This window comes from Pseudomonas sp. NPDC087615 (assembly GCF_044743445.1).
Taxonomy (GTDB): Bacteria; Pseudomonadota; Gammaproteobacteria; order Pseudomonadales; family Pseudomonadaceae; genus Aquipseudomonas; species Aquipseudomonas baetica_A.
Window position 1 is genome coordinate 1 of the sequence record NZ_JBIUWM010000085.1, and the last position, 15,719, is coordinate 15,719.

At 58.3% G+C, this 15,719-nt stretch carries 15 protein-coding genes; 10 read left to right on the plus strand and 5 right to left on the minus strand.

The annotated features are described in order from the left end of the window. The first annotated feature begins 186 nt into the window (after positions 1–186). From ACIOU6_RS26205 to ACIOU6_RS26230, 6 genes are all read left to right on the plus strand, one after another. Positions 187–1,311: a polysaccharide deacetylase family protein gene (locus ACIOU6_RS26205; protein WP_401139482.1), complete on the plus strand. Its 1,125-nt coding sequence runs from the start codon at positions 187–189 to the stop codon at positions 1,309–1,311. A 348-nt stretch (positions 1,312–1,659) separates the two neighbouring features. Beyond that, the gene (locus tag ACIOU6_RS26210; protein WP_401139485.1) at positions 1,660–3,054 is read left to right on the plus strand and encodes a PhoH family protein; all 1,395 of its coding nucleotides are present in this window, start codon (positions 1,660–1,662) and stop codon (positions 3,052–3,054) included. 240 nt (positions 3,055–3,294) lie between these two features. Next, the gene (moaC, locus tag ACIOU6_RS26215; RefSeq protein WP_401139487.1) at positions 3,295–3,768 is read left to right on the plus strand and encodes a cyclic pyranopterin monophosphate synthase MoaC; all 474 of its coding nucleotides are present in this window, start codon (positions 3,295–3,297) and stop codon (positions 3,766–3,768) included. After that, a complete protein-coding gene (locus ACIOU6_RS26220; protein WP_221729943.1) occupies positions 3,765–4,007 on the plus strand; it encodes a MoaD/ThiS family protein in 243 nt (80 codons plus the stop codon). Before moaC ends, ACIOU6_RS26220 begins: the two co-directional genes overlap by 4 nt. A gap of 3 nt (positions 4,008–4,010) precedes the next feature. Then, positions 4,011–4,463, plus strand: coding sequence for a molybdopterin synthase catalytic subunit MoaE (moaE, locus tag ACIOU6_RS26225; RefSeq protein ID WP_221729942.1), 453 nt, complete (start codon positions 4,011–4,013; stop codon positions 4,461–4,463). Positions 4,464–4,740: 277 nt separating this feature from the next. After that, complete coding sequence (locus ACIOU6_RS26230; RefSeq protein ID WP_221729941.1) at positions 4,741–5,517, plus strand: ABC transporter substrate-binding protein; 777 nt, start codon at positions 4,741–4,743, stop codon at positions 5,515–5,517. 126 nt (positions 5,518–5,643) lie between these two features. On the opposite strand, the gene ACIOU6_RS26235 is transcribed toward ACIOU6_RS26230, so the two are convergent. The 5 genes from ACIOU6_RS26235 to ACIOU6_RS26255 form a co-directional block, all read right to left on the minus strand. Beyond that, positions 5,644–6,270, minus strand: coding sequence for a transcriptional regulator (locus tag ACIOU6_RS26235; protein ID WP_401139491.1), 627 nt, complete (start codon positions 6,268–6,270; stop codon positions 5,644–5,646). A gap of 77 nt (positions 6,271–6,347) precedes the next feature. Next, on the minus strand, positions 6,348–7,490 hold the full coding sequence (locus tag ACIOU6_RS26240; RefSeq protein ID WP_221729939.1) for an FAD-binding oxidoreductase: 1,143 nt from the start codon (positions 7,488–7,490) through the stop codon (positions 6,348–6,350). Between the two features lie 149 nt (positions 7,491–7,639). Beyond that, positions 7,640–8,584, minus strand: coding sequence for an ornithine cyclodeaminase family protein (locus tag ACIOU6_RS26245; RefSeq protein WP_401139494.1), 945 nt, complete (start codon positions 8,582–8,584; stop codon positions 7,640–7,642). Positions 8,585–8,722: 138 nt separating this feature from the next. Beyond that, entirely contained in the window at positions 8,723–10,201 is a 1,479-nt protein-coding gene (rhlB, locus tag ACIOU6_RS26250) for an ATP-dependent RNA helicase RhlB (RefSeq protein ID WP_339432082.1), read from the minus strand. A 96-nt stretch (positions 10,202–10,297) separates the two neighbouring features. After that, on the minus strand, positions 10,298–10,954 hold the full coding sequence (locus ACIOU6_RS26255) for an alpha/beta hydrolase (protein WP_221729936.1): 657 nt from the start codon (positions 10,952–10,954) through the stop codon (positions 10,298–10,300). A gap of 467 nt (positions 10,955–11,421) precedes the next feature. Between ACIOU6_RS26255 and ACIOU6_RS26260 the strand changes: the two genes are divergently transcribed. From ACIOU6_RS26260 to ACIOU6_RS26275, 4 genes are all read left to right on the plus strand, one after another. Beyond that, positions 11,422–12,453 carry an amino acid ABC transporter substrate-binding protein gene (locus tag ACIOU6_RS26260; RefSeq protein WP_221729935.1) on the plus strand — a complete coding sequence of 344 codons (1,032 nt, stop codon included), beginning with the start codon at positions 11,422–11,424 and terminating at the stop codon, positions 12,451–12,453. Positions 12,454–12,518: 65 nt separating this feature from the next. Continuing rightward, positions 12,519–13,700 (plus strand): amino acid ABC transporter permease, encoded by a 1,182-nt coding sequence (locus ACIOU6_RS26265; protein WP_221729934.1) that lies wholly within the window; start codon positions 12,519–12,521, stop codon positions 13,698–13,700. Between the two features lie 10 nt (positions 13,701–13,710). Beyond that, entirely contained in the window at positions 13,711–14,808 is a 1,098-nt protein-coding gene (locus ACIOU6_RS26270; protein WP_221729933.1) for an amino acid ABC transporter permease, read from the plus strand. Between the two features lie 10 nt (positions 14,809–14,818). Beyond that, complete coding sequence (locus tag ACIOU6_RS26275) at positions 14,819–15,583, plus strand: amino acid ABC transporter ATP-binding protein (RefSeq protein WP_221729932.1); 765 nt, start codon at positions 14,819–14,821, stop codon at positions 15,581–15,583. Positions 15,584–15,719 lie beyond the last annotated feature (136 nt).

Here is a 15,719-nt window from a genome sequence, read left to right on the forward strand (position 1 = left end):
ACTCGAAACTGGGATATCTGCCACCGACCGTTTACGAACGGGCGATGGCGTCAAAATCACCTATCGAGGTGTCCGGAATTAGTTGACCACTACACAAGCCCGCTCCCACAAGGGGAGCGGTGTTGCTGAGGGAACTGTGTGGGATCAGCTATAGTGCCGCGCGGGTTTTGTTATGGAGACACCCCTTTGCGTATTGTTCTTTTATTCACCGCGTGGCTATTGAGCTTCGGTGCCGTCGCGGCGCCGGGAGATGCGGCGACGCTGGATCGCAGCACCTGGCCTGAGCAATTGAGCAGCCCGACCCTGTTCGACGTTGCTTCGCGTGCGGAAATCCTTATGTTCGCTCGCGGCTTGCTCGGCACCGAGTCTATGGACGAAGCTGCACTGGCTCAGCGCCTGGGACTGCGTACGGTCAATATCGACGCGATCAACAGCCTGCGCCAGCGTCTCTGGCAACGCTTGCTGAGCAGCTATAACTACGCCCAGCAAAGCTGCGATCAGGATGCCTCGTTCTGCTTCCTCGTTGAGGACTTGCCGACGTTGCGCGAGCAGGCCGCCAAGTTTGTGGTCAGTGACGACAGCTTTTACACCAAGTGGGCAGAGCCGAGCCGGATCTTCCATTTGCAGTATCTGAACGAGTTGATGCGAAAGGCTGCGCTGTCACCGCAGACCAGCAACGAATTCGATCGTTTTGGCGACTACGAGCGCAATGGCGACGAGATGCACGACCGACTGTTTCTGCTGACCTTCGACAGCGCTGCCAATGTGCAACCGGACAACACCGACTGGCTCACCGAGTACCTGCGCAAGGCAAACTTGAGCGGTACTTTCTTCATGCTCGGCAAGGATATTCAGGCGCGGCTGGCCGATCGTCCGGTGAGCAGCCTGCAAGCGGCGTTCTCTCAACAGTGCGTAGGCGTGCAGGGTTGGGAGTTTCGTTCCCATAGCTACTGGCAGGACTGGCAGGATTCGGTGCGCCGCAGCGCCGATCTGGTGAGGAACAAATTGCCGGAAAACTACGTGCCGCTGTTCCGTCCACCGGAAGGTCAGCGTCGCAGCGATGCACAAGGGTTCTTCAATAGCCAGGGCCTGCAAGTGGCGCTGTGGGACATCGATGCTCAGGACGGTGCGGGCAAGCTCAAGGGCAATCCAAGCGCGCAGCGAGTGCTGACCCTGATGTTGTTGTGGCGGCACGGGGTGATCAATTTCAACATGAAACAGGATGCGGTGAAGACCTCGCTACCGTGGCTGATCACGCAAACCGCGCAAAGCGGCATTGGTTGGGAAGACTGTCAGGACGGGTTTCGCTGAAAAATGGAAAAAGCCCGGAAATATTGGGCTTGGGGTGATTTTTTTCGAGGAATCGATGCAGGCGGACTTCCGACTCTAACGGTGTCGACAGAGTCCGCCAAGGGCTTTTCGTCACTTTGCAAAATAAACTTAAAAAAACCGTCAAAGTGCTTTTTTATGTCATGGGTTTTGGAGTATTACGAAGACAGACCGCCGAAACCTGCAACACAGGTGGCGTCTTCCAAGACCCATTTTGTGTGCAGTTCATCTGCTCCTCACCAAGAGCTTCGCAGGTGAATTCGGTAGTCACTTCGAGGCGCAGCACCGCCCAGGTATTGCGTCGAATGGCTCCCACAAAGGTGACCGAGTATGGATGATCACGGACGTAGCCCTTCTTCCAACCAGCCAATCCTTTATGTACTCGATACCAACGTATTGATTCACGATCCAAATGCCCTGCTTAATTTCGAAGAACATCACGTCGCCATCCCGATGACCGTGCTGGAAGAGCTCGACAAGCTCAAGAGCGGGCATCACAGCGTGGCCGCCGAATGCCGTCAGGCCATCCGGCTGATCGACAAGACCCTGGGCGATGCGTCCCCCGAAGACGTTGAACTGGGTGTGCCGATCCAGCGCGGCAAGGGCGGGCCAAAGGGCTTGCTGTCAATTCTGATGAGCAAGCACGCCGAGCCGCATCTGATTCTGCCCGAGCACCTGAACGACAACAAAATCATCAACCAGTTGATCGACCTGCACGCGCGCGATCCGAAGAAACCTGTAGTGCTGGTCACCAAAGACATCAACATGCGCCTCAAGGCGCGCGCCTGCGGGATTGCGGCCGAAGACTACAGCACCGACCAACTGGTCGATGACGTCTCCCTGCTGCCCAACGGCTATCACAACATGACCGGCTCTTTCTGGGACCGCGTGAGCAAGGTCGACACCCGTCAGGACCACGGCCGCACCTGGCATCAGGTGCAACTGATCGACAACCTGCCGGCGGTCCACATCAACGAGTTCATCATTGACGAACAGGGCTTTGTCGGCTGGATCAAGGAAATCCAGGAAGACAAATTGCTGATCCTCGACCTGCATCAGGAACCGCTGCTCCATCAAGAGGCTTGGGGGCTCAAGCCACGGGATATCTATCAGAGTCTGGCGCTGTATGCGTTGCTGGATCCGGACATTCATCTGGTCAACCTGTCCGGGGCTGCCGGTTCGGGTAAAACCATTCTGGCGCTGGCGGCTGCGATCGAGCAGACCATGGTCAGCAAGCGCTATCGCCGCATTATCGCGACCCGCAGCGTGCAAGGGCTGGATCAGGAAATCGGCTTCCTGCCCGGCACCGAAGCGGAAAAAATGGAGCCTTGGCTGGGCGCCATCACCGACAACCTCGAAGCCTTGCACATGGATGACGAAAACACCCACGGCAGCGTCGACTACATCCTCAGCAAAGTGCCGTTGCAATTCAAATCGCTTAACTACATTCGCGGTCGCAGCTTCCAGCAAAGCCTGATCCTGATCTACGAATGCCAGAACCTCACGCCGCACCAGATGAAAACCATCATCACCCGAGCCGGCGCCGGTTCCAAAGTGGTGTGCCTGGGCAACCTGGCACAGATCGACACCCCTTACCTGTCCGCGACCAGCTCCGGGCTGACGTACCTGACCGAACGCTTCAAAGACTTCCCCAACGGTGTGCACATCACCTTGCAAGGGGTGCCTCGCTCGATCCTGGCCGAATACGCCGAATCGCACCTGTAACCCTGCAAACAAAACCGGGCGGCCCAACAGCCGCCCGGTTTTTTACGCCTGAACACAAAACCAAATGTGGGAGCGAGCCTGCTCGCGAATGCGCTGTATCAGTCACTATCAATGTTGCCTGGCACACCGCTTTCGCGAGCAGGCTCGCTCCCACAAGGGATTTGCGCCGTAGCCGTAATCAAGCGTGCGGAAATTTGACTCGCAGGTTTACAATCCCCGCTCCTGATCAGGAGTAATCCCGTGCTGACTCATCTCGATTCCCAAGGTCGCGCCAACATGGTCGACGTCACCGAAAAAGCCGTGACGTTCCGTGAAGCAACGGCCCAAGCGCTGGTGCGCATGCTCCCCGAAACCCTGCAAATGATCGTCAGCGGCGGTCACCCCAAGGGTGATGTGTTCGCCGTGGCGCGTATTGCCGGCATTCAGGCGGCGAAGAAAACCAGCGATCTGATTCCCCTCTGCCACCCGCTGATGCTGACCGGCGTCAAAGTCGAGCTCAGCGCTGAAGGCGATGACGCGGTGCGCATCGTTGCCCGTTGCAAGCTCTCCGGCCAGACTGGTGTCGAGATGGAAGCGCTGACCGCTGCCAGCGTCGCCGCCCTGACCATCTACGACATGTGCAAAGCGGTGGATCGCTGCATGACCATCGAAAGCGTGCGCCTGCTGGAGAAAGTCGGCGGCAAGAGCGGGCATTTCCAGGCGGAGCAGCCATGAACCTGACCGTGAAGTTTTTTGCCCGATACCGTGAAGCGCTGGGTATGGACTCGCTGCAGGTCGAAGGTGATTTCGCCACGGTCGATGACGTGCGTGCGTTGTTGGTCCAGCGTCACGGCGCCGACGTGTTGGGCGAGCAGAACCTGATGTGTGCGCGCAACGAAGACCTCTGCCAGCTCGACGAACCGGTGGTCGATGGCGACGAAGTAGCTTTTTTTCCCACCGTGACCGGGGGCTGAGCCATGGCCATTCGTGTGCAGGCCACGCCATTCGATCCGGGTGCTGAAGTCAACGCGATGCACGCGGCCAATGTCGGCGTGGGGGCGGTGGTGAGTTTTGTCGGCTACGTGCGCGACTTCAATGATGGCCTCGATGTCGCCGGCATGTTCCTCGAACACTATCCCGGCATGACCGAAAAGGCCCTTGGCAAAATTGCCGTCGAAGCCGAACAGCGCTGGCCGTTGTTGAAGCTGGAGGTGCTGCATCGCATCGGCGCACTGGAGCCGGGTGAGCCGATTGTGTTCGTCGGCGCTGCCAGCGCCCACCGCCAGGCGGCGTTCGACGCCTGCGCTTTCGTCATGGATTACCTGAAAACCCGTGCGCCGTTCTGGAAGAAAGAAAACACCAGTGATGGCTCGCGCTGGGTTGAGGGGCGTGACAGTGATCATGCCGCCGCAGGTCGCTGGAAGGTTTAAACCGGCGTCACCCTCAAGTCAGTCTTCGCGAGCAAGCCCGCTCCCACATTGGAATGCGTTCCTTTGTGGGAGCGGGCTTGCTCGCGAAAGGGCCCTCAGTCTTACCGCATAAACATCCTGAATCACCCGACCACCGGCCGCTACGATCTGCACACACCCGATTGACGCTGTATACATTAAAGTCCAGTATGGAATTATAAGTACAATAAAGGCATTCCCCTGTTTCAACTCTTTCTTCTGTCTTGCCAAACCAACAACAACCCGCGAGAGAACGAATATGAAGAAGCTCCCCCTCATCACCGGTCTGGCGTTCAGCCTGCTGGCGTGCAGTAACGTATTCGCTGCCGAGAAAACCCTGCGCATCGGCATCGAAGCCGCTTACCCACCCTTCGCCTCGAAAACCGACAAAGGTGAAATCGTTGGTTTCGACTACGACATCGGCAACGCCCTGTGTGCGCAGATGAAGGCCAAGTGCGTGTGGGTTGAAGGTGAGTTCGACGGTCTGATTCCTTCCCTCAAGGTGAAGAAAATCGACATGGCGCTGTCTTCCATGACCATCAACGAAGATCGCAAAAAATCGGTGGATTTCAGCCACAAGTACTACTTCACATCATCGCGTCTGGTGATGAAGGACGGCGCCACCGTCGATGACCAGTACGCAAGCCTCAAGGGCAAAAACGTCGGCGTACAGCGCGCAACCACCACCGACCGTTACGCGACCGAGGTGTTTGAACCCAAGGGCATCAACGTCAAGCGCTACAGCAACAACGAAGAAATCTACATGGACCTGGCGGCCGGGCGCCTCGACGCAATTTTTGCTGACACCATTCCGCTGAGTGACTTTCTGTCGATGCCGCGTGGCAAGGGTTATGCGTTTGTCGGGCCGGAACTGAAAGATCCGAAGTATGTGGGCGAGGGGGCGGGGATTGCAGTGCGCAAGGGCAACGGCGAGTTGGTCAGCCAGTTGAATACGGCCATCGACGGGATTCGCGCAAGTGGCGAGTACCAGAAGATTTCCGAGAAGTATTTCAAGTCCGATATCTACGGCGACTGATAATCCGCCTTCGGGAGCAAGCCCCCTCCCACAATGATGGCGTCGTACATGAAACCGGTGTACGGCTCGGTCACTGTGGGAGCGAGCTTGAACTTGCGAAAAGGCCGCTAGTGTCTCCGCAAATTTCTAGCCCTTTAATTCCTTCAAATGCTTGTACACCGTCGCCCGCCCCATGTTCAGCACATTGGCCACATAGTTCGAGGCGCTCTTGCCCTTGAACGCGCCTTCGGCGTGCAACGCCAGCACCAGTTCGCGTTTGTGATCGCGGGTCAGCAGATTCAGGCTCAGTTGCCGTTCGCGCAGCCAGGCATGCAGGAAGGTGTTGATGCGCTCCTGCCAGTCATCGCGAAACAGTGAGTCTGGTTGTGGGATCAGTTTGCTCGGCGACAGAAAAAGGTCCAGCGCGGCCTTGGCGTTCTCGAACAGCGAAATATTCAGATTGATGCACAGCACCGCCAGCGGATGGCCTTCGCTGTTACGCAGTACGGTGCTCAGGCTGCGAATCTTCTGACCGTCCCAATTTAACTTTTCGTACGGGCCGATATTCCGCTCGCTGACCTCCTCGCTGAGCATGTCCTCCAGTGATGAGTCGTCGCCGATTTCCCGTTTCGACAGGTTGTTGGCGATGTAGTCGACTTTCTGCGTGCGCAGGTCGTGCAGCACCACCTCGGCGTGCGGGAAGAACAGGGTAGCGATGGCGTCGGCGATGGCACGGAAGTTATCCAGTGTCGGGTCGAGTTCGGTGGCGGTCATGACAGTGGAGCTCCAGTCAGCGTCAGCGCCCCCGTAAACAGGAGGCGCTGCGAGTTTGCCGCAATCGGTGGAGCGCGTCATCCGGGGCGATGCTCAGACAGCCGGGCAGGGGAGAGCATGGCGCTATTCAGACCGAATTGATGCAGTTGCTCGGGCAATGGCTGACCGCGCACCAGCGCCGCACTGGCCTGCCCCATCGCCGGCGACGTCTGAATGCCATAACCGCCCTGTCCCGCGACCCAGAACAGCCCCGGTACATGTTGATCGAAACCGCTGAGCAGGTCGCCGTCCGCGACGAAACTGCGTAGACCGGCCCAGGTGCGAGTCGGCCGGCGGATGGTCAGGGTGGTCGCCTCTTCGATCTGGTAGATGCCCATCGCGATGTCCAGTTCTTCCGGCTGTACGTCGTGTGCTTCGACCGGATCGGCGTTGGCGGGTGACCCGAGAAACATTCCGGCGTCGGGTTTCATGTAGAAGGATTCGTCGAGACTGACCAGCATGGGCCAGTGATGAATGTCGACGCCTTCGGGTCCGGCAAAGATGAACGCGGCGCGTCGCTTCGGTTGCAGGCCCAGCGGTTTTGCCCCGGCCAATGCGCCGATTTTGTCGGCCCAGGCGCCGGCGGCGTTGATGATCACTGGCGCGCTGAACGTCTGACCATTGGTTTGCACCTGCCAGAGTCCGTCGGCATCGCGGCTCAGACTGAGCACTTCGCAATCGGTGAGCACTTCGCCATTGTTCCGGCGGATACCGCGCAGATAGCCCTGATGCAGCGCGTCAGTATCGATGTCGCTGGCGCTCGGATCGTAGATCGCGCCGTGGACTTTTTCTCGGCGCAGTATCGGCAGCCGTGCACACGCTTCGTCGGCGCTGAGCAGTTGCATCTGCGGCACTGTCGCTTTTGCGCTGAGGTACTGGTTGCTCAGTTCGGCGGCGTCACCGGTGAAATCAACGGTCATTTCGCCGCGTGGCGTGAGCAATGGATGCTCGCAGAAACCGGCGGGCGGGTGGTCGAAAAACGCGCGGCTGGCTTGCGTCAGTGCGCGTACTTGCGGCGTGCCGTAAGCGGCGGTGAACAGTGCCGCGGAGCGTCCGGTGGAGTGATAGGCCGGGTGCGATTCACGTTCGAGCACAATCACTTTGGCGTGCGGCGATAGCCAGAAACCGGTGGAGGCGCCGGCAATCCCGCCGCCGATGATGATGAAATCTGCCTGGCTCATGAATGTCTCCAGTAAGGCGCAATATCGGGAAGTTCGACGATTTCCCCGCGGGATCGGGCTTGCTCGCGAAAGCGGTGTGTCAGACGACACCAACGGTGTTTGATACTCCCTCTTCGCGAGCAAGCCTGCTCCCACAGGGGAGCGAGGTGTCAGTGCTGCTGGTGGTAAACCGCATTGGCCAGGGCGATGTCTTCCAGACCCAGGCCGATTGAACGGAAAAATACGTGACGTTCGTAACCGGGACGCTGCACTTTTTCACTGAGCAGATCTGCCAGATCGCCGATGATCGAGCTTTTGTCCCAGCCATGCTGTTCAGCGGCAATCAACATCTCACCCGCCGAACCCGGCGTCGTCAGCCGATAGTCGCAGAACACCTGCATACCGTTGAGGCTCTGCGGCGGTATTTCGTGGGCGCGCGGGGCGTTGGTGCTGATCGAGGTGATGAGTGCCGGCTTGCTCAAGGTTGCCGGGTCGATCACGGGGCCAGCGGACGAGGTGCAGAGCATGATCACATCCGCATCGGCGATGGCAGCTTCAACGTTGTCGGCGATCTTCAGGGTTGGGGCAAGGGCCTTCAACACTGCCTGTGTTTCAGGATCTTCACGCAGGCTCGGCGAGTAAAGGCTGATGCTCTGCCAGTCGCGCAACGATTTGACGTAATGCAGATGCGCCTGGGCGACCTTGCCGCTGCCGATAATCGCCAGACGCTGCGCATCCAGCGGGGCGAGCGCATCGACGGCGACGGCGGTGGTCGCGGCCGTGCGTGCGGTGGTCAGTTCGCCGGCATCGCAAAGCAGCAACGGTTGACCGGTTTTCATCGACATCAGCAGCGTCCACGCGGTAACCAGCGGGCCTTGCTCGCGAACAATGTAAGGCGAAGTCTTCACACCGTACACGCCGTCCTCGGCCAGCACGCCCAGATAGTTGATGAAGTCTCCGGCGCCCTGCGGGAATTCCACCTGTTGCTGCGGCGGTTGCACCGCATGGCCAGCAGCGAGATCGCGGAACAGCTTGCGCAGAATCTGCGGTACATCGATGCGGGCCAGCAGTTCCTGAGCCTGGGCTTGGTCGATCACGTAAGGCGTACTGGACATATCAGGCTCCGGAGACAAAATTTAAACTAATTTGTCCATTATGGACTTTTAGTTTTGTCGAGCAAGCGCCTGTTGAAAAAAATCAGGCGTAAAAAAAGCGCAGTCCGTTACCGGCTGCGCTTCTCTTTATAGCGTCGCTTACTGTGGACGCTTGCGCTCAACGGCGCGCAACAGATGTGTTGGCGGCGTTTCACAACTGATCTTGCGGCCCAGCTTTTCTTCGATGGACGGCAACTGGTAGGAATCGTCCTCGCCGGCGAAGCTGATCGACACACCATCGGCGCCAGCGCGACCGGTACGGCCGATACGGTGCACGTAGTCGTCCGGAACTTCCGGCAGGGTGAAGTTGATCACATGGCTGATACCGTCGATGTGGATACCGCGACCGGCAACATCGGTGGCCACCAGCACGCGAATCTTGCCTTCGCGAAAGCCTTCCAGGGTCTTGATGCGTTTGTGTTGCGGTACGTCGCCGGACAGTTGCGCGGCATTGATGCCGTCTCGCACCAGACGTTCTTCAATGCGCCGCACTTCGTCCTTGCGGTTGGCAAACACGATCACGCGTTCCCAGCCGTTATCGTTGACCAGGTTGAAGAGCAGTTTGTACTTGTCGGCGCCGGCCACCGCATAGATGTGCTGTTCGACGTTTTCGTTGGCGACGTTCTGCGACTCGATCTCGACGATCGACGGGTCGGTGGTCCACTGCTTGGCCAGGTTCATCACGTCTTCGGTGAAGGTCGCGGAGAACAGCAGCGTCTGGCGTTCGCTTTTCGGTGGCGTCTGGCGAATGATCTGGCGTACTTGCGGGATGAAGCCCATGTCGAGCATGCGGTCGGCTTCGTCCAGCACCATCACTTCGACCATGTCCAGATGCACGTCGCCGCGCTGGTTGAAGTCAAGCAGACGGCCCGGTGTGGCGACGAGAATGTCGCAATGGCGCGCTTCGAGGTGTTTGAGTTGCTTGTCGAAATCCATGCCGCCCACAAACGTCATCACGTTCAGACCGGTGTATTTGGTCAGGTCGGCGGCGTCCTTGGCGATCTGCACCACCAGCTCGCGGGTCGGCGCGATGATCAGCGCGCGGGGTTCGCCCATGTAGCGCTCTTTCGGCGGCGGCGTCTGCAACAGCTGAGTGATGATCGAGATCAAAAACGCGGCCGTCTTGCCGGTGCCGGTCTGGGCGCGACCGATGGCGTCTTTGCCTGCGAGGGTGAAGCCCAGCACTTGCGCCTGAATCGGCGTGCAATACGGGAAGCCCAGGTCCTGGATGGCGTGCATCAGTTCCGGGGACAGCTTGAAATCGTGGAAGCGGGTTTTGCCTTCCTGTGGCTCGACGGCGAAGTCTTCGAGTTTCCACGGGATGACCGGTGCCTTGGGCTTGGGCTCGCGACGCGGTTTGGCCGGTTTCGGCGTTTCGCTCATTGCCGGCGTTGCGGCAACGGGTACGGTCGGGGCAGGTTTTGACGCTTGCTTGGCTGCCGCTACAAAAGCATGGCGGTCGGCCGCAGGCGCATCGGCGCGATGACCGGGGGCGCTCGAGGGCGCACTGGGAACTGGCGCGAGCTGCTCAGCCTCGCTTTTACCGAACATTTTCTTGAGTGCTTTGAGCACGGTCATCTCATCAATTGGTTAAGGAATGTACGCCGGCCAGTGTAATGCAAGAATCGGGCGCGGCGTAGTGGGATGATCAAAGGGCGGGGCTGGCGCGCAAAATCAGCGCAGGCGTTCACTCAACCAAACGCCGATGTCGCGAATTTCTTCGGGTAACACTTCGTGCTCCATTGGGTATTCCTGCCATGTCACGGTGACACCATGCTGCTTTAAATACTCAAACGCGCTACGGCCCATCGAGTTCTGCACCACACCGTCGAATTGACCGTGCAGGCAAAGCGCTGGAATGCGCTGCTGGCTGGCGGACAACTCCAGTGCATCGCTGAACGTTGGCGCATACGTCGACAGCGCCAGCACCCCGCCCAATGGTCCCTGCCATTTCAAAAACGCGGTGTGTAAAACCACGGCGCCGCCCTGGGAAAAACCGGCAAGAAAAATCCGCGAGGCGTCTATTCCGCTGGCTCGCTCGTTTTCTATCAGTTCGATGATGCGTTCGGCGGACGCTTCCAGTTCATCGCGGTCGATCGCTCGCGCCGGGCTCATGGCTTTGATGTCGTACCAGCTCGGCATGGCATATCCACCATTAATGGTGACTGGCCGGGTCGGCGCCTGAGGCAGCACGAAGCGCGTGCTCAAGAGGCTTTCCTGCAGCGCTTCAGCCACGGGCAGAAAGTCGTAGCGATCGGCGCCGAGGCCGTGCAGCCAGATCACGCAGGCATCTGCGGGCTTAACAGGCTGAAGAATCAAGGGCTCGGTCATGGCTGCTCCAATTGTGTGCGGGCGCTCTCATTGAGTGCGTGATTTGCGTGCGCGCCCGGTTGATCCGTTAAGAAGATGTCGCAAGGCTACAAGTTTTGCTATTGACCTGTCGCTCAATCGCTTCAGCGGCCGGTGTGGTACGGGCTTTGCTTTGAGGTAGTCGTGCAATCGATCTCGCGTCTGGCGGTAACACTATCAGTGAACGCCTGATGACGGGATAGCAAAGAATCCGGTGATGGATGTTCGCCAATGGCCGCTTCGGGCTTAGCGAACGTGAAAGGGCTACAGCCCGTTCGGCCGACTGGTGAGAAGTGAGTTGTCCATGATGTGGATTTTCTCCTACTAGACTCATAGCGAAGGTCATACGTCGGTTGACCCCAAAAAAAGCCAACACGGGTCAACAACGCCTCAAAAGGGTGCGACAGGACTCAAGCTCCGACACAACAAGAGCAAAACTGGAGGTTTGAATGAAGATGTTGAAATCCACTCTGGCGATCGTGACTGCAGCAACAGTTCTCGGCGTCAGCGGGTTCGCTCAGGCGGGTGCAACTCTGGATGCCGTGCAGAAGAAAGGTTTCGTGCAGTGTGGCGTGAGTGACGGTCTGCCGGGCTTCTCGGTGCCGGACTCTACCGGCAAGATCCTCGGGATCGACGCTGACGTCTGCCGTGCTGTGGCCGCTGCCGTATTCGGCGATGCGACCAAGGTCAAGTTCAGTCAGTTGAATGCCAAGGAGCGCTTCACCGCGCTGCAATCCGGCGAGATCGACGTTCTGTCGCGCAACACCACCATGACCAGCTCGCGTGACGCCGGCATGGGTCTGAAGTTTCCTGGTTTCATCACTTATTACGACGGTGTCGGCTTCCTGGTTAACAAGAAGCTGGGCGTGAAAAGTGCCAAGGAACTGGACGGTGCGACGATCTGTATTCAAGCCGGTACCACCACCGAGCTGAACGTTTCCGATTACTTCCGTGGCAATGGCCTGAAGTACACCCCGATCACTTTCGACACCTCCGATGAAAGCGCCAAATCGCTGGAATCCGGTCGTTGCGACGTGCTGACCTCCGACAAATCGCAGCTGTATGCACAACGCACCAAGCTGGCCTCGCCGAAGGATTACGTGGTTCTGCCGGAAACCATTTCCAAAGAGCCTCTGGGTCCGGTCGTGCGTAACGGTGACGACGAATGGCTGGCCATCGTTCGTTGGGTTGGCTATGCAATGCTCAACGCCGAAGAAGCCGGTATCACTTCGAAAAACGTTGAAGCTGAAGCCAAATCCACCAAGAACCCGGACGTTGCTCGTCTGCTGGGCGCTGACGGTGAATACGGCAAAGACTTGAAACTGCCCAAAGACTGGGTTGTGCAAATCGTCAAGCAAGTCGGTAACTACGGCGAGATCTTCGAGAAAAACCTCGGCAAGAGCACTCCGCTGGAAATCGACCGCGGCCTGAACGCCCTGTGGACCAACGGCGGCATTCAATACGCACCACCAGTGCGCTGATGGTTCTATCACCCGGTGGGCCAACCACCGGGTGATGTTCTGTTCCATTCTTTGCGGGGCACTTCATGCAAAATTCAATCGGCGCACCAAAGCAGAGGTTCAGCCTCAGCGATCCACGTGTGCGTGCGTGGCTGTTTCAGATCATCACGGTTGTCGCGGTGGTCAGTATGGGTTGGTATCTGTTCGATAACACGCAAACCAACCTTCAACACCGGGGCATTACTTCCGGTTTCAGCTTTCTGGAGCGCAGTGCCGGGTTCGGCATCGCACAACACCTGATCGACTACACAGAATCGGACAGCTATGCCCGAGTCTTTGTCATCGGCCTGCTCAACACCTTGCTGGTGACCATCATCGGCGTGATCCTGGCGACGATCCTCGGCTTCATCGTCGGTGTGTCGCGGCTGTCCAAGAACTGGATCATCAACAAACTGGCGACGGTTTATGTTGAGGTTTTCCGTAACATCCCGCCTCTGCTGCAAATCCTGTTCTGGTACTTCGCGGTGTTCCTGACCATGCCAGGGCCGCGCAACAGTCATAACTTCGGTGACACCTTCTTTGTCAGCAGTCGCGGCTTGAATATGCCGGCGGCGTTGGCGGCGGACGGGTTCTGGCCGTTTGTGGTCAGCGTCGTCGTGGCCATCGTTGCTGTCGTGCTGATGTGCCGCTGGGCCAACAAGCGCTTCGAAGCAACCGGTGTGCCGTTCCACAAGTTCTGGACCGGGGTGGCGCTGTTTGTCGTGATTCCTGCGTTGTGCGCACTGATCTTCGGCGCGCCGCTGCGTTGGGAATTCCCCCACCTGCAAGGTTTCAACTTTGTCGATGGCTGGGTGCTTATTCCTGAGCTGTTGGCCTTGACCCTGGCCCTGACGGTCTACACGGCGGCGTTTATTGCCGAGATCGTGCGTTCGGGTATCGCCTCTGTCAGCCACGGGCAAACCGAAGCGGCGCACTCTCTGGGTTTGCGAAACGGCCCAACCCTGCGCAAGGTGATTATCCCGCAGGCTTTGCGCGTGATCATTCCACCGCTGACCAGCCAATACCTGAACCTGGCGAAGAACTCTTCGCTGGCGGCCGGTATCGGTTATCCGGAAATGGTTTCGCTGTTCGCCGGCACCGTGCTCAACCAGACCGGTCAGGCGATCGAAGTCATTGCCATCACCATGAGCGTGTACCTGGCGATCAGTATCAGCATTTCCCTGCTGATGAACTGGTACAACAAGCGCATTGCGCTGATCGAGCGGTAAGGAAAAGCGCATGAGTACTCATACTTTCAAACCCGACATGCCTCCACCGAGCAGTAGCATCGGTGTGATTGCATGGATGCGCGCGAACATGTTCTCCAGCTGGCTCAACACCCTGCTGACCCTGTTTGCGTTCTATCTGATCTATCTGGTGGTTCCTCCGATTCTCAGTTGGGCGATTCTCGATGCCAACTGGGTCGGCACCACTCGCGCCGATTGCACCAAGGATGGCGCCTGCTGGGTGTTCATTCAGCAGCGCTTTGGCCAGTTCATGTATGGCTATTACCCGACGGCCTTGCGCTGGCGGGTGGATCTGACTGTGTGGCTAGCGGTCATTGGCGCGGCACCGCTGTTCATCTCGCGTTTTCCGCGTAAAGCGGTGTACGGGCTGAGCTTTCTGGTGTTGTACCCGATCATTGCCTACTTTCTGCTGCACGGCGGGCTCTTCGGCCTGACCAACGTCCCGACGCCTAAGTGGGGTGGTCTGATGCTGACGTTGGTGATCGCCACCGTCGGTATTGCCGGTGCGTTGCCGCTGGGGATCATTCTGGCACTGGGTCGTCGTTCGAACATGCCGGCGATTCGTGTGGTCTGCGTGACCTTCATCGAGTTCTGGCGCGGCGTGCCGTTGATCACGGTGCTGTTCATGTCTTCGGTGATGCTGCCGCTGTTCCTGCCCGAAGGCATGAACTTCGACAAGCTGCTGCGGGCGCTGATCGGCGTGATCCTGTTCCAGTCGGCCTACGTCGCTGAAGTGGTGCGCGGCGGTCTGCAAGCGATCCCCAAAGGTCAGTACGAAGCGGCTTCGGCGATGGGACTCGGTTATTGGCGTGCGATGGGCCTGGTGATCCTGCCCCAAGCCCTGAAAATGGTGATTCCCGGCATCGTCAACACCTTCATCGCGCTGTTCAAGGACACCAGCCTTGTGATCATCATCGGCCTCTTTGACCTGCTCAACAGCGTCAAGCAAGCCGCTGCAGATCCAAAATGGCTGGGCATGGCCACCGAAGGCTACGTGTTCGCCGCCCTGGTGTTCTGGATTTTCTGTTTTGGTATGTCGCGCTATTCCATGCATCTGGAACGCAAGCTCGACACTGGCCACAAGCGTTAGGAGTTGTGTAATGACTGAAGCAAGCAAAAAGCCTGTGAGCCCTGAAGGCATCATTCAGATGCAGGGCGTCAACAAGTGGTACGGCCAGTTCCACGTGCTCAAGGACATCAACCTCAACGTCAAGCAGGGCGAGCGTATCGTCCTGTGCGGCCCGTCGGGTTCCGGCAAGTCGACCACCATTCGTTGCCTCAATCGCCTGGAAGAACACCAGCAGGGCCGCATCGTTGTCGATGGCGTGGAGCTGACCAACGACCTCAAGCAGATCGAAGCGATCCGCCGTGAAGTGGGCATGGTGTTCCAGCACTTCAACCTGTTCCCGCACCTGACCATTTTGCAGAACTGCACCTTGGCGCCGATGTGGGTACGCAAGATGCCCAAGCGCAAGGCCGAAGAAATCGCCATGCATTATCTGGAGCGCGTACGCATTCCGGAGCAGGCGCATAAATTTCCGGGGCAACTGTCCGGCGGTCAGCAACAGCGTGTGGCCATTGCCCGGGCGCTGTGCATGAAGCCGAAAATCATGCTGTTCGACGAACCGACCTCGGCGCTCGATCCGGAGATGGTGAAAGAGGTTCTGGACACCATGATCGGGCTCGCTGAAGACGGCATGACCATGCTTTGCGTGACCCATGAAATGGGCTTCGCCCGCACCGTGGCCAATCGCGTGATCTTCATGGACAAGGGCGAGATCGTAGAGCAGGCTGCGCCGAATGACTTCTTCGATAATCCGCAGAATGAGCGGACGAAGTTGTTCTTGAGTCAGATTTTGCATTGATGGTTTGTGCGTAAAAACAACCCGGCCTTGTGCCGGGTTGTTTTTTTGTGGTGCGCCAGGCATGGCGCGTAGCGCCGTGACTGGCGCTGTTCAGCTCACTGTGGTGGTGAGCCGAACGACTTGGAGGTGAAAGTCC

Excerpts from the sequence above, each read along its gene's own strand:
- ACIOU6_RS26210 (WP_401139485.1), top strand. The coding sequence starts at position 1,660 with ATGGATGATCACGGACGTAGCCCTTCTTCCAACCAGCCAATCCTTTAT.
- ACIOU6_RS26220 (WP_221729943.1), top strand. The coding sequence starts at position 3,765 with ATGAACCTGACCGTGAAGTTTTTTGCCCGATACCGTGAAGCGCTGGGT.
- moaE (WP_221729942.1), top strand. The coding sequence starts at position 4,011 with ATGGCCATTCGTGTGCAGGCCACGCCATTCGATCCGGGTGCTGAAGTC.
- ACIOU6_RS26230 (WP_221729941.1), top strand. The coding sequence starts at position 4,741 with ATGAAGAAGCTCCCCCTCATCACCGGTCTGGCGTTCAGCCTGCTGGCG.
- ACIOU6_RS26235 (WP_401139491.1), bottom strand. The coding sequence starts at position 6,270 with ATGACCGCCACCGAACTCGACCCGACACTGGATAACTTCCGTGCCATC.
- ACIOU6_RS26240 (WP_221729939.1), bottom strand. The coding sequence starts at position 7,490 with ATGAGCCAGGCAGATTTCATCATCATCGGCGGCGGGATTGCCGGCGCC.
- ACIOU6_RS26245 (WP_401139494.1), bottom strand. The coding sequence starts at position 8,584 with ATGTCCAGTACGCCTTACGTGATCGACCAAGCCCAGGCTCAGGAACTG.
- rhlB (WP_339432082.1), bottom strand. The coding sequence starts at position 10,201 with ATGACCGTGCTCAAAGCACTCAAGAAAATGTTCGGTAAAAGCGAGGCT.
- ACIOU6_RS26255 (WP_221729936.1), bottom strand. The coding sequence starts at position 10,954 with ATGACCGAGCCCTTGATTCTTCAGCCTGTTAAGCCCGCAGATGCCTGC.
- ACIOU6_RS26260 (WP_221729935.1), top strand. The coding sequence starts at position 11,422 with ATGAAGATGTTGAAATCCACTCTGGCGATCGTGACTGCAGCAACAGTT.
- ACIOU6_RS26265 (WP_221729934.1), top strand. The coding sequence starts at position 12,519 with ATGCAAAATTCAATCGGCGCACCAAAGCAGAGGTTCAGCCTCAGCGAT.
- ACIOU6_RS26270 (WP_221729933.1), top strand. The coding sequence starts at position 13,711 with ATGAGTACTCATACTTTCAAACCCGACATGCCTCCACCGAGCAGTAGC.
- ACIOU6_RS26275 (WP_221729932.1), top strand. The coding sequence starts at position 14,819 with ATGACTGAAGCAAGCAAAAAGCCTGTGAGCCCTGAAGGCATCATTCAG.